This is a genomic window from Serratia sp. HNCC26DJ206, from assembly GCF_057180605.1.
In genome coordinates, this window is the sequence record NZ_JBXUGP010000004.1 from 119,417 (window position 1) to 133,508 (window position 14,092).

The 14,092-nt window shown below is 53.6% G+C and carries 10 protein-coding genes; 6 read left to right on the forward strand and 4 right to left on the reverse strand.

What is annotated here, in order from left to right; genetic code table 11:
- Window positions 1–413: 413 nt before the first annotated feature.
- Complete coding sequence (locus AC2A1E_RS04220) at window positions 414–1,361, reverse strand: sugar-binding transcriptional regulator (protein ID WP_484382698.1); 948 nt, start codon at window positions 1,359–1,361, stop codon at window positions 414–416.
- A 189-nt stretch (window positions 1,362–1,550) separates the two neighbouring features.
- On the opposite strand from AC2A1E_RS04220, the gene dalD reads away from it, so the two are divergent.
- The 5 genes from dalD (at window position 1,551) to uspE (ending at window position 8,004) form a co-directional block, all read left to right on the forward strand.
- On the forward strand, window positions 1,551–2,936 hold the full coding sequence (gene dalD / locus AC2A1E_RS04225) for a D-arabinitol 4-dehydrogenase (RefSeq protein WP_484382699.1): 1,386 nt from the start codon (window positions 1,551–1,553) through the stop codon (window positions 2,934–2,936).
- A 12-nt stretch (window positions 2,937–2,948) separates the two neighbouring features.
- Window positions 2,949–4,412: a xylulokinase gene (xylB, locus tag AC2A1E_RS04230; protein WP_484382700.1), complete on the forward strand. Its 1,464-nt coding sequence runs from the start codon at window positions 2,949–2,951 to the stop codon at window positions 4,410–4,412.
- Window positions 4,413–4,469: 57 nt separating this feature from the next.
- Window positions 4,470–5,762 (forward strand): MFS transporter, encoded by a 1,293-nt coding sequence (locus AC2A1E_RS04235; protein ID WP_484382701.1) that lies wholly within the window; start codon window positions 4,470–4,472, stop codon window positions 5,760–5,762.
- A gap of 386 nt (window positions 5,763–6,148) precedes the next feature.
- Window positions 6,149–6,913, forward strand: a complete 765-nt coding sequence (gene fnr, locus AC2A1E_RS04240; protein WP_473191462.1) for a fumarate/nitrate reduction transcriptional regulator Fnr — start codon at window positions 6,149–6,151, stop codon at window positions 6,911–6,913.
- A gap of 128 nt (window positions 6,914–7,041) precedes the next feature.
- Window positions 7,042–8,004 (forward strand): universal stress protein UspE, encoded by a 963-nt coding sequence (gene uspE, locus AC2A1E_RS04245; protein WP_484382702.1) that lies wholly within the window; start codon window positions 7,042–7,044, stop codon window positions 8,002–8,004.
- 65 nt (window positions 8,005–8,069) lie between these two features.
- On the opposite strand, the gene fabV is transcribed toward uspE, so the two are convergent.
- From fabV to pntA, 3 genes are all read right to left on the reverse strand, one after another.
- Window positions 8,070–9,263, reverse strand: a complete 1,194-nt coding sequence (fabV, locus tag AC2A1E_RS04250; RefSeq protein WP_484382703.1) for an enoyl-ACP reductase FabV — start codon at window positions 9,261–9,263, stop codon at window positions 8,070–8,072.
- A gap of 211 nt (window positions 9,264–9,474) precedes the next feature.
- A complete protein-coding gene (gene pntB, locus AC2A1E_RS04255; RefSeq protein ID WP_473191465.1) occupies window positions 9,475–10,863 on the reverse strand; it encodes a Re/Si-specific NAD(P)(+) transhydrogenase subunit beta in 1,389 nt (462 codons plus the stop codon).
- Window positions 10,864–10,874: 11 nt separating this feature from the next.
- A complete protein-coding gene (gene pntA / locus AC2A1E_RS04260; protein ID WP_459402666.1) occupies window positions 10,875–12,401 on the reverse strand; it encodes a Re/Si-specific NAD(P)(+) transhydrogenase subunit alpha in 1,527 nt (508 codons plus the stop codon).
- A 526-nt stretch (window positions 12,402–12,927) separates the two neighbouring features.
- On the opposite strand from pntA, the gene ydgH reads away from it, so the two are divergent.
- Window positions 12,928–13,878: a DUF1471 family protein YdgH gene (gene ydgH, locus AC2A1E_RS04265; RefSeq protein WP_484382704.1), complete on the forward strand. Its 951-nt coding sequence runs from the start codon at window positions 12,928–12,930 to the stop codon at window positions 13,876–13,878.
- The last annotated feature ends 214 nt before the right edge of the window (window positions 13,879–14,092 follow it).

Consider the following 14,092-nt stretch of genomic DNA (forward strand, 5'->3'; position numbering starts at 1 on the left):
TTACGAGTTAACATTTACCAGCATCAGCCGTTAAGACGGTCTAATACTGACGTGATCTTTTTCATAGACGAACCCGACGTTATCTTCAGAATCGTTGAGAACAGTGTTCACGCCTGACTCGTCGCGAATTTGCCCTCTTCAAGCAAATCGAATTCTTTAGATTGAGGTGGTCGACCATAAAGATTGCTCAATTCAAAGCCATGAGACCAATGGTGTACACCTTATTTTTTCTCATAAAATTATATTATTCTAGGAATTAACTCGGTTAAATAAGTGTTGGGATATGTTTTAAGTAACATCCCAAACCTGATACCCATTACCAAAGCGAACGCTATTGGTTCCCCTCCTATGCCCTGCCACCGGGTGATTGGCGCGACCGGTAATAGCTGCTCAGGCCTACAGGCTATCTGGATTTAATCGTCCAACAGAGCCTGCGCACTCTCTTCGTCGGTAACCAGGCCGTTGATCCAGCGGCCCAACAGCGCTGCGCGGATGGCTCGATGCTTTTCAGCGCCACCGGCCAAGGCGATCACCGGTTTTTCTGGCTGCTGCCGCAGGTTGACGCTGGTCAGGCGTTGATCGAGCTCACTGGCCACCCGCCGCCCTGCGCTGTCAATAAAATGCCCCAGCATTTCGGCTACCGCATTGGCGGCCGCTAAACGTTCAACCTCCTCCGCTGAGATAAACCCGTCCTGGTGCAACGGGCACTGAAATTCGACGGTGCCAATGCCGATAAAGGTCACATCGGCCTGGCTGGCTTTCTCGTTTACCGTGCGGTAAATGCGATGGTTGCACCACAGGATGCGATCCTGTTCGCTGTCGGCAAACAGCGGCGCGGGCAGAATAAAGTAACGGCCCTGGGTTTTTTCCGCCATCCACAGCGGTACGTCATAGCGCGTACAGGAACCGTCGGCAGCAATCGCGCCGATCAGTGACACGCAGCTGTGCTGCGGCCGTTCAAAATCGGGCAGTTCATCAATTGCCGCTTTCAGGCTGCGGCCAGAACCTACGCCGATGATCAGCGGCTGTTCATCACGGATAAACTGCGCCATCACTTCAGCACCGGCTACCGCCACCGCCCGGTTCAGCCCTGCGCTCGCCATGCCTTGGCTCGGCACCACCTGGCACAGGTTCAACCCATAGCGCTCGCTCAGGCGGGCAGACAGTTCCATACAGCGGCCCACAGGGTGCGAGATATTAACGCTGATCAGGCCGCTGTCGATCGCTAGTGCCACCAAGCGTTGCGCTACCTGGCGCGATACGCCGAGTGCATCGGCAATCTCATGCTGGGTCTGCCCAGCCACGTAATACATCCAAGCGGCGCGTGCCGCCTGATCCAGTTTCTTATCGTGTCGACTCATTTAACCCTTCTGCCTTCTAACGCTGATGCCCCATTTTACTGGCATTCCTGATATGTCGGACTATCGATTCGCACTTTTGTGAGCTAAAGCCCATTTAAAGGGCAAAAGTTTAATTAGTCTAGCATCAGCAAAAGAGCAAATGCCCAACTTAAGGGCCAATGCTCAATTATAACTTTGACGGAGAACATTATGAGCAACCCCTTGAACGCTTCCCCCGCCGTTTGGCTGCATATTGGTGCCGGTTCTTTTCATCGTGCTCATCAGGCATGGTATCTGCATCGCCTGATTGCCAACGGTGATACGCGCTGGTCGATTGCATTAGCCAACATCCGCGATGACGCAACGCCACTGCTTAACGCGCTGGCAGAGCAAAACGGTCAGTACGTGTTGGAAACCGTGACTCCACAAGGTGAGCGCCAGTACGAAACCATCACTTCCATTCGTAAAGTGATCCCTTGGGATAACGAACTCGCGGCGTTGATGGCGCAAGGAGCATGCGCGGAAACCCGCGTCATCTCCTTCACCGTCACCGAAGGGGGTTACTATCTGGATAACCAGTTCAACCTGGATCAGAACAACGCCGATATTCAGGCGGATCTGCTGGGCGGCTGTCGCACCATTTATGGCACCATCGCCCAACTGCTGGCGCACAGAAAACAGATTAATGGTGACCCTGTCACGTTATTGAACTGTGACAACCTGCGCCATAACGGTGAGCGTTTCCGCCATGGTTTGATGCAGTTCCTGCAACTGCGCCAGGAAACGGCGCTGATCGGCTGGATTGAAAGCCATACCCGTTGCCCGAATACCATGGTTGACCGCATTACGCCGCGCCCTTCGCCAGACGTTGCTCAACGCGTGGCGCAGGCCACCGGCTTCCAGGATCGTGCACCGGTAATGGGCGAAGCCTTTATCCAGTGGGTGATCGAAGATGATTTCATCGCTGGCCGTCCGTCGCTGGAAGACGTGGGCGTTGAGCTGGTTGCCTCGGTATTGCCGTATGAAGAAGCCAAAATCCGCATTCTCAATGCCAGCCACAGTTGCATTGCCTGGGCGGGTACGCTGATCGGCCAAAGCTTTATCCATGAAAGCACCGGAACGCCGGCGATCTGCCAGTTGGCTTACGACTACGTGACGCAGGACGTGATCCCGTCGCTGACCCCAAGCCCGCTCGACTTGGCCGCTTACCGTGACGTGGTGTTGGAGCGCTTCAGTAACCCTTACATCCGCGATACCAACCAGCGCGTTGCCGCCGATGGTTTCTCTAAAATCCCTGGCTTTATCACCCCCACCTTGCAGGAATGCTATCAGCGCGGCCAGGTGCCTGCGGCTACCGCCATGCTGCCAGCGCTATTTTTTGTCTTTATGCAGCGTTGGCACCAGAACGGCCTGCCTTATGACTATCAGGACGGCATTTTGGACGCCGACAGCGTGCACCAGATGTTCAACAGCGCCGATCCGGTGGCGGTTTTTGCCGCCGATGAAAAGCTGTTCAGCACCTTGGCCCAAAGTGAAGCGTTTGCCCAGTTGCTGCGCCAATCGATCGACAAGGTTAACCACTGGCTGGCGCAATAACGGGAGCGGATCATGTATTTAGGACTCGATTTAGGCACTTCAGAAATCAAAGCCGTGGTGATTGATGACAGCGGCAGCATTGTCGCCAGCGCTGGTGAGGCGCTGGACGTGCAGCGCCCGCATCCACACTGGGCAGAACAGGATCCCGCCGACTGGTGGCGGGCCACGCAAACGGTGGTTGCCCGCCTGCGCAGTAAAATACCGCAGCAATGGCCGCTGATCCGCTCGCTGGGCCTGTCCGGCCAGATGCACGGTGCGGTGTTGCTCAACCGCGATAATCAGGTTTTACGCCCGGCCATTTTGTGGAATGACACCCGCAGCGCCGAGCAGTGCCAACAGCTGACGCAAAGCGCGCCGGAACTGCATCAGATCGCCGGTAACTTGGCTATGCCGGGCTTCACTGCGCCAAAGCTGCTGTGGGTCGCCCGCCATGAACCGGAAATTTTCGCGCAAACGGCCACCGTGCTGCTGCCGAAAGATTTTCTGCGCTGGATGATGAGCGGTGACAAAGTGTCTGATATGTCGGACGCTGCCGGGACTTTGTGGCTCGATGTGGCGAAACGAGACTGGTCGGATAGCCTGCTCGCCGCCTGCGGCCTGACGCGCGACCATATGCCGTGCCTGGTCGAAGGCAGTGAAGCCTCCGGCCAGCTAAAAGGCGATATCGCCCGCGCCTGGGGGTTAGGTGACAATGTCACTATCGCCGGTGGCGGTGGCGATAATGCCGCCAGCGCAGTGGGTATTGGCGCGGTCAATCCCGGCGATGCATTCATCTCTTTAGGCACCTCCGGCGTGCTGTTTGCGGTTAACGATCGTTTCCGCCCGAATCCGCAATCGGCCATTCATGCCTTCTGCCACGCCCTGCCCGATCGTTGGCATCAGATGAGCGTAATGCTCACTGCTGCCAGTGCATTGCGCTGGTTCTGCCAACTGGTGGGCAGCAATGAAACCACGCTGTTGGCCGAGATCGCCCAGATGAATCAGGCGGAACAGCGGCTGGCACCGGTATTCCTGCCCTATCTTTCCGGCGAACGTACCCCGCATAACGATCCTCTGGCGCAAGGGGCTTTCCATGGCCTAACCCATGCTCATCAACGGGCAGCGATGGGCTACGCGGTCTTGGAAGGCGTGGCGTTTGGCATGGCCGACGGGTTGGAAGTGCTGCTACAGGCGGGAACACGGCTGCAACAATGTTCACTGATCGGCGGTGGCGCACGCAGTGAGCATTGGGCGCAACTAATGGCCGACGTACTCGATCTGCCGGTGGTCACCCATCAAGGGGGCGAAGCCGGTGGCGCATTGGGTGCTGCGCGCTTGGGCTGGTTGGCCACTGGTGGCGGCGTGGTACAGGTTTGCCATAAACCGGCCGTTGAGCGCAGTTTCCTGCCCAACGGTGAACGCCAACCGATACTGACCGAGCGGCTGGCGGTTTATCGACAACTGTATCAACAACAGCTAGCACTGCGCCGGACATAACCCGGCGTAACAAATAATAAAAAAACCTGTTCCCTTACACCTACGTTGGAGTTTGCTATGCAAGAGACGCACAAGCATTGGTTTGGGCTGCCGATGAACCTGTTCTGGGGCTATATCGCCATTGCCGTTTTCATGAGCGGCGATGGTTTTGAGATGGCTTTTCTGTCGAAACACATCACCGATATGGGATTTTCACCAGCGGAGTCAGCGCTGGTGTTTACCGTCTATGGCCTGGCGGCAGCGCTGGCCGCCTGGAGTTCCGGCGTGGTGGCAGAGATTATCACCCCGCAGAAAGCGATGCGCATCGGCTTTATCCTGTGGGTGGTGATGCACGTGCTGTTTATGCTGTTTGGCCTAGGGATGAAAAATTACCCGCTGATGCTGCTGTTCTACGGCATTCGCGGCCTGGCCTATCCGTTGTTCATCTATTCCTTTGTGATGTTGGTGGTGCAGAACGTACCGAAACAGCAACTCTCTTCGGCGATGGGCTGGTTCTGGGCGATGTATTCCATCGGCATCGGCTGTGTGGGTAGCTATCTGCCCAGTTTCACCATTCCGCTGATCGGTGAAACCGGTTCGCTGTGGTTTGCCATCGCCTGGGTTACCGCCGGTGGCGTGATGGCGCTGGTACTGCTGCGCAACGTGGGTCAACCCAGCAGCAAAGCCGATTTAACGCCGAAAGAGAAGCTGAAGGAACTTTCCCGTGCGGTGACCATTCTGTTCACCAACCGTAATATCTTTCTCGCCAGCCTGATCCGCATCATCAATACGCTGTCACTGTTTGGTTTTGCGGTGATCATGCCGATGCTGTTTGTCGGCCGTTTGGGCTTCAGCATGTCCGAATGGCTGCAAATCTGGGCGGTGTTCTTCTTCGTCACCATTTTCACCAACATCATGTGTGGCATTCTGGGGGAAAAAATCGGCTGGATGCGCCAGGTTCGCTGGTTTGGTTGCATTGGCTGCGCTATTTCCAGCCTGGCGTTCTATTACCTGCCGGTCTATTTAGGCCACAACTTCTGGGCGGCACTGATCCCGGCGGTGATGCTGGGGATCACCGTGGCAGCCTTTGTGCCGATGACGGCGGTGTTCCCGGTCTTGGAACCGGAGCACAAAGGTGCGGCCATTTCTATCTATAACCTGTCCGCTGGCCTGAGTAATTTTGCCGCCCCAGCCATTGCTTCCATCATTCTGCCGTTCTTCGATATTGTTGGGGTGGTCTGGGTGTATACCGGATTGTATCTGGTGGCGGCGGTGCTAACGCTGGTGGTTAAAGTCGAACAGCCGGGCCACAACTCGGTGCCACACTACCGGTTAGGTAACGAGGTATTGGCTAAAAATACCGCACAGTAAGCCGGAACATTATTTGCCGCCGCCTGCGTACTGCCTTTTGCCGGGTTTTGCGTATCGCGGCGGCAGTGGGTTATGTTGAAATATTGATTTGTTGCTCAAGGCGATCATCACATTTTGTGATTATCGCGAGAAACTCACCATATGTAGGACAAGAAAACTTTGGCGATACGGCCAGATTACTTCGTTATTTATCAATCGATAGCGAAAACCAGCCAGCTAGGCGATTTGGCAATAAACCAAGTAACTTCAGTAAGCTATAGAATAATCGGCGGAACCATCGTTTAAAATTCGCACACAATACCCCTAATCTTGTTATTGCTGCTCTTATCACCTGCCGCAAAAGATGTTAAAATTGACTCATATCAATTATTGCATGAGCGTAATCTATGATCCCGGAAAAACGCGTGATTCGTCGTATCCAGTCTGGTGGCTGTGCGATCCATTGCCAAGACTGCAGCATCAGCCAGCTGTGTATCCCTTTTACCCTGAATACGCACGAGTTAGACCAACTCGACAACATAATCGAAAGGAAAAAGCCGATCCAGAAAGGCCAGACGCTGTTCAAGGCAGGCGATGAGTTGAAATCCCTGTACGCAATCCGCTCCGGAACCATCAAGAGTTACACCATCACCGAGCAAGGTGATGAACAGATTACCGGCTTCCATCTGGCGGGCGATTTAGTGGGCTTTGACGCCATTGGCGGCATGAAGCACCCAAGTTTTGCCCAGGCGCTGGAAACGTCCATGGTGTGTGAAATCCCCTTCGAAACGCTGGACGATCTCTCCGGCAAAATGCCTAACCTGCGCCAGCAAATCATGCGGCTGATGAGCGGTGAAATCAAAGGCGATCAGGATATGATCCTGCTGCTGTCGAAGAAAAACGCGGAAGAACGCCTGGCCGCTTTCGTTTATAACCTGTCACGCCGCTTTGCCGAACGGGGTTTCTCACCGCGTGAATTCCGCCTGACCATGACGCGTGGTGATATCGGTAACTACCTTGGCCTGACGGTTGAAACGATCAGCCGTCTGCTGGGGCGTTTCCAGAAAAGCGAAATCCTCAGCGTGAAAGGCAAGTACATCACCATCGAAAACGCTGAGGCGCTGTCACAGCTGGCCGGTACGTCGCAAATTAACGTGTCCGTCAGTGCATGATCCCCATCAGGCCAATAATTCGCTGAAATTATTGGCCTGACACTTCTCTGCCGCTGTCCTGTTTCCCAATGTTGAGTTACTCTGTAATTGCACAGACTGTTGATCTACAGCTGTAAGAAGGAGGCCCTATGGCGAAGTATCAGAATCTTCTGGTGGCTATTGACCCCAATCAGGACGATCAACCGGCGCTTCGCCGGGCGGTCTACCTGGTAAAGCGGAATGGCGGGCGTATCAAGGCCTTCCTACCTATCTATGACTTCTCTTACGAAATGACCACCCTGCTTTCACCGGATGAACGCACTGCCATGCGGCAAGGGGTGATCAACCAACGCGCAGCGTGGATTAAAGAGCAGTGCCGTTTTTACCTTGAAGACGGCGTCCCGATTGAAATCAAAGTGGTATGGCACAATCGCCCTTACGAAGCCATTATTCAGGAAGTGTTGAGCAGCAATCACGATTTGCTGCTGAAAATGGCGCACCAGCACGATCGGTTAGAATCACTGATTTTTACCCCAACCGACTGGCATCTGCTGCGAAAATGTCCTTGCCCGGTCTGGATGGTGAAAGATCAACCTTGGCCGGAAGGTGGTAAAGCGTTGGTTGCTGTCAACCTTTCCAGCGAGGAACCGTATCACGATCCGCTGAATATCCGCTTGGTGCAGCAAACCCTTGAGCTGGCGCAAAACGTCAACCAAACCGAAGTCCACCTGGTGGGTGCCTACCCGGTTACCCCGATCAATATCGCCATCGAACTGCCGGATTTTGACCCCAGCGTTTATAACGACGCAATTCGTGGGCAACATCTGATCGCCATGAAGGCGCTAAGACAAAAATTCCATATCAAAGAAGAGTTCACACACGTTGAGAAAGGCTTGCCGGAAGAGGTGATCCCGGATTTGGCCGAACATCTGCAAGCCGGTGTGGTGGTATTAGGTACGCTTGGGCGCACCGGGATATCTGCCGCTTTTATCGGCAATACCGCAGAACATGTGATCGACCAACTGAAATGCGACCTGCTGGTGCTGAAGCCAGATGACTTCAACTGCCCGATCGAGGTGGATGAAGATGATGAGCATGACGACGAAGATTAAAACACAACGTCTTTGAGATATAAAAACAGGGCCGAAAGGCCCTGTTTGCTATGCGGGGGTAAAACTTACAGTTCGACTACGTCGAAACGCACGTCTGGGTTGACGTCAGCGTCGTAATCCACTTCTTCCAGGCCAAAACCGAAAAGGCGCAGGAATTCCTGCTTGTAACCGGTGTAATCGGTCAGATCGCTCAGGTTTTCCGAAGTGATTGACGGCCACAGATCGCGGCACGCCTGCTGCACATCGTCACGCAGTTCCCAGTCATCCATACGGATACGGGCGTGATCGTCCAGCGGCAGATCGTCACCGTACAGGCGAGTACGCATCAGGCGCGAAACCTGTTCGATACAGCCTTCGTGAATACCCTTCTCTTTCATGATCTTGAAGGCCATGGAGATATACAGTGGCATCACTGGGATCGCAGAAGAGGCTTGGGTTACCACCGACTTCAGCACCGCCACGTGAGCAGTACCGCCTTTGGCGGCCAGATCGCCGCGAATAGCGGTGGCTGCACGATCCAAATCTTCTTTAGCGCGGCCCAGCGTGCCATGCCAGTAGATTGGCCAGGTCAGATCGGTACCGATATAGGAGTAAGCGACTGATTTAGCGCCTTCAGCCAGAACCCCAGCATCTTCCAGCGCAGACATCCACAGCTCCCAATCCTGCCCACCCATCACGGTGATAGTGTTCTGGATCTCTTCTTCCGTCGCTGGCTCAACGGTGGCGGTGATAATCTGATCTTTATTGGTGTCGATTGCGGTGGTGGTATACACCTCGCCGATCGGTTTCAACGCGGAGCGCACGATTTCGTCGGTCTCCGGCATTTTACGCACTGGCGAAGCCAGTGAGTAAACCACCAGATCGATCTGGCCCAGGTCGGCTTTGATCAGCTCAATCACTTTGGCACGGCATTCGTTAGAGAAGGCGTCACCGTTGATGCTCTTGGCGTATAACCCCTCTTCTTTGGCTGCTTTGTCAAACGCGGCCGAGTTATACCAGCCAGCGGTCGCCGTTTTGCTTTCCGTACCTGCTTTTTCAAAAAACACGCCGATGGTAGCGGCACCGCTGCCAAACGCGGTAGCAATACGGGAAGCCAGACCATAACCGGTGGAAGCACCGATCACCAACACGCGCTTAGGGCCATTAGCAATGGTGCCTTGTGCTTTGGTGTAGGCAATCTGACGACGAACATTGGCTTCGCAACCCACTGGATGAGTGGTGGTGCAGATAAAGCCGCGAACCTTAGGTTTGATAATCATAATGGGTCTAGGATCCGTTAAATGGATGAAATCGGGACATAAGATACCTCATTGCGCCCCTTTATGGTGATCTGATGTGTTGAATTGCACAAATATTGAACTGATTTTATTAAATTAAGCACAAAAATCACGATCAATAGTGAGGATTGGTCACCATTATGACGAAAAAAAGCACGGATTTTCGCCCGTGCTTTTATCTTGCAGTTCTCGATTACAGCGCGCGCAAGATCGCTTCCACGCTGGCTTTGGCATCGCCAAACAGCATCTGGGTGTTCTCTTTAAAGAACAGCGGGTTCTGCACACCGGCGTAACCGGTATTCATCGAGCGTTTGAACGCAATCACGTTTTGCGCTTTCCACACTTCCAGCACTGGCATACCGGCGATTGGGCTGCGTGGATCTTCCAACGCTGCCGGGTTCACCGTATCGTTAGCGCCGATCACCAGCACGGTGTCGGTATCAGGGAAATCTTCGTTGATTTCGTCCATCTCCAGCACCACGTCGTAAGGCACTTTGGCTTCCGCCAGCAGTACGTTCATGTGGCCCGGTAAACGGCCCGCCACCGGGTGAATACCGAAACGCACTTTGATACCGCGAGCGCGCAATTTCTCGGTGATCTCTGCCACCGGATACTGCGCCTGCGCTACCGCCATGCCATAACCTGGGGTGATGATTACTGAGGTTGAGTTCTTCAACTGTTCAGCGACTTCTTCCGCCGTGGTTTCACGGTATTCGCCCATCTCTTCTGCGTTGCCGGTAGAGGAACCATCGGTACCGAAACCGCCAGCAATCACACTGATAAACGAACGGTTCATCGCCTTACACATGATGTAAGACAGGATCGCACCGGAAGAACCGACCAGCGCACCGGTCACGATCAGCAAATCGTTGCTCAGCATGAAACCTGCCGCTGCCGCTGCCCAACCGGAATAGGAGTTGAGCATGGACACCACCACCGGCATATCAGCACCGCCGATCGAGGCCACCAAGTGCCAGCCGAAGCCAAGCGCGATAATCGTCATGATCAACAGGGCAAACACTTCCCAACCCACGCTGTTGGTACGCACGAACAGCACCATCAGCAGGAAGGAAACCACGATCGCCGCCAGATTCAGCTTGTGACGATGAGGCAGCGTCAACGGCTTGGAAGAGATAATGCCGCGCAGTTTGCCGAATGCCACGATAGAACCGGTAAAGGTGACCGCACCGATGAAGATGCCGAGGAACACTTCGGTAAGATGGATATTCTCCATCACCGGCTCCATTGGCGCGCCGTGATCCAGATAGCTGTTGAAGCCCACCAGAACCGCCGCCAGCCCCACGAAGCTGTGCAGCACTGCCACCAATTCTGGCATTTCGGTCATTTCGACCTTCTTCGCCAGATAGATACCGATCGAACCACCGATGATCATCGCGATAATGATCCAACCCACGTTGCCGGAGTGCGGCCCGAGGATAGTGGCAATCAGCGCGATCGCCATCCCGGCGACGCCAAACAGGTTGCCCTGCTTCGACGTTTCATGGCGTGAAAGACCGGCCAGGCTGAAAATAAACAAAATAGCGGCAACAATGTATGCAGCTGTAACTAATCCACCAGACATTTGCTACCCCTTTAGTTTTTGCGGAACATTTTCAGCATGCGCTGAGTCACGGTGAAACCACCGAAAATGTTGATGCTGGCAATCAGCACGGCAATAAAGGAGAGGAAACTCACCCAACCGCCATGGCCAATCTGTAATAACGCACCGACCACAATAATCCCTGAGATCGCGTTAGTGACCGACATCAACGGAGTATGCAACGCATGGCTGACGTTCCAGACCACGTAGTAACCCACCACGCAGGCCAGCGCAAACACGGTAAAGTGTGACAGGAACTCTTGCGGTGCCGAGTTGGCAAACCAACCAAACAGCACAATCGCCAGCGCGATCAGACCGTATTTCACCCAAGGCGAAGTCGGTTTCTTCTCTATTTTTTCCAGCGGAGCCGCCTGAGCCTGCTTCGGCTGAGCGGAAACCTGAATTGGCGGTGCTGGCCAGGTCACTTCACCGTCACGCACCACGGTCACGCCGCGGATTACGGTGTCTTCGAAATCGATATCGATCTCGCCGTTCTTCTCTTTCGCCAACAGCTTCAACAGGTTAACCAGGTTGGTACCGTAAAGCTGTGAAGATTGCGTCGGCAAACGGCTTGGCAGATCGGTGTAACCGATGATCTTCACGCCGTTGTCGGTCATGGTCACCTGGTCGGCAACGGTCAGTTCGCAGTTACCACCGGTTTGCGCTGCCAGATCGACAATCACACTGCCCGGCTTCATCGAAGCGACCATCTCTTTGGTAATCAGCTTCGGAGCGGGTTTACCCGGGATCAGAGCGGTAGTGACGATAATGTCCACTTCCTCCGCCTGGGCGGCAAACAGTGCCATCTCGGCCTTGATAAAGGCTTCTGACATCACTTTGGCATAGCCATCGCCGCTGCCCGCTTCTTCCTCAAAGTCCAGCTCGAGGAACTCCGCGCCCATACTCTGCACTTGCTCTTTCACTTCCGGGCGAGTATCGAAGGCGCGCACGATGGCACCCATACTGCCTGCGGCGCCAATGGCGGCCAAACCCGCCACGCCAGCACCGATAATCATCACTTTCGCCGGTGGAACCTTGCCGGCTGCGGTGATCTGGCCGGTGAAGAAACGCCCGAACTCGTGTGCAGCTTCAACGATAGCGCGATAGCCTGCGATGTTGGCCATCGAACTCAACGCATCCAGAGACTGCGCACGGGAGATACGCGGCACGGAATCCATGGCCATGGCGGTGACATTACGCGCCGCAAGTTTTGCCATCAATTCCGGGTTTTGCGCAGGCCAGATAAAGCTGACCAACGTGCTCCCTTCACGCATTAACGCGATTTCGTCCTCTTGTGGCGCGTTAACTTTCAGAATCAGATCCGACTGCCACACGTCCGTGGTATCGGTAATTGTCGCTCCTGCTGTTTCATAAGCGACATCCTCAAAGCTTGCCAACTTGCCCGCCCCGCTTTCGATCGCGACGGTAAAGCCCAGTTTCAGCAATTGTTCTACCGTTTTCGGCGTTGCTGCAACACGGGCTTCATTGGCCAACCGTTCTCTTGGTACACCAATACGCATAATGTTCCCTTCTCACCTGTCTTTGATGATGTTTATTATCTTTCTACCCATAGCAATAGCACCAGCCAGACAAGGCTTTTTCTGTCCTTGTCTGCATGCAGATTAAGGTGCCATCTATAACCTACTGAAAATAGGGTCGATGATCCATAATTGCTTACGTTTACCGGTCAGTTTTTACATAAAAATTCACTTAAGGATATGACGAATCGCAATTTTGCGTGAAAAAGAGGCTGCAATAGCTCTTTTCATCACAGGTTTTTACCCATGCTGCTCCCCGCCACTTCCAGTCTGAAGCGGCTGTAAGAGCATAAAAGTTATAAAATTGTGAATAATTAACATTAATGAGATGAAACGCTTTATTATTGAAACTTATATCGAATTGACGGCGTAACCGCTAAAGGAGTCTGACACGGATTTGTCTCATATCATCAGATAAAATGCTGAGACATTTGCCAAGATGACATGTCATAATCTGCGGCTGAATGACACTTTATAAACGTTAATGCGCTAGGCGAAAGGATTTTTTATGAAGCTGAAGACCACGATCATCGCATCAGCCTTGTTATCACTCACCGCGCTATCTGTGCATGCCGCGCAAGAGCTAACACCGGAAAAAGCAGCGGCGATTAAGCCGTTTGATCGCATCACGATTACCGGCCGTTTTAATGCTATCTATGAAGCTGCCGATGCCGTATCACGCCGTGCAGATAAACTGGGCGCCGACTCTTTCTACATTCAAGACCTTAACAGCAGTAACAACGGCGGCAACTGGCGAGTTACCGCAGACCTTTACCACAAAGATGCGCCAGAAGTGAGCAAAGAGAAAAAATACCGCGTCTTTGATGGTGTAAACGAACTGCCAAAAGACGAAGCTTTCCTGCTGGAACCTTACGATACCGTTAGCGTCAGCGGTTTCTACCGCAGCCAGCCAGACATTAACGACGCGATCGCTAAAGAAGCCAAGAAAAAAGGCGCGGCCTCATTCTTTATTGTACGCCAGGTTGATACCAACCAGGGCGGCAACCAGTTCATTACCGCCTATATTTATAAAGCCGATGCTCCGAAACGTGTAGTGCAGAGCCCGGATGTCATTCCTGCCGATTCTGATGCTGGCCGAGCTGCGCTGGCAGCCGGTGGCGCAGAGGCAGCCAAAGTCGAAATTCCTGGCGTCGCCTCTTCTGCTTCACCAAGCCGTGATATTGGCCGTTTCTTCGAAACCCAATCTTCTACCGGCCAGCGTTACACCGTCACACTGGCGAATGGCACCAAGATTCAGGAACTGAACAATGCCGCCGCCGCGCAGATGGTGCCATTTGATTCAGTCACCTTCAACGGCCACTTCAGCAGCATGACCGAAGTTTCCAGCGAAGTGGCGAAACGTGCCGCAGAGAAAGGCGCCAAGTATTACCACGTTACGCGCCAGTGGCAGAACAATAGCGGCGGCAACCTGACCGTCAGTGCCGATTTGTTTAAATAATTGTCACATTATGGTTTACCATCGGGCAGCGATTGAGCTGCCCTTTTTTATGATGCTTAGTCTCCGCATAGGATGAATAAGTTTTTATCAAACCCGCATATCCAATCATTGCATCTGCCAGTATCCCCCCGTAAAATTCGCGTCAATTTTTAGGCTTATTGCCTGTTCATGCAGTGATTCTCATTACGTTATTGCAACCCAGCCGCGCCTATAC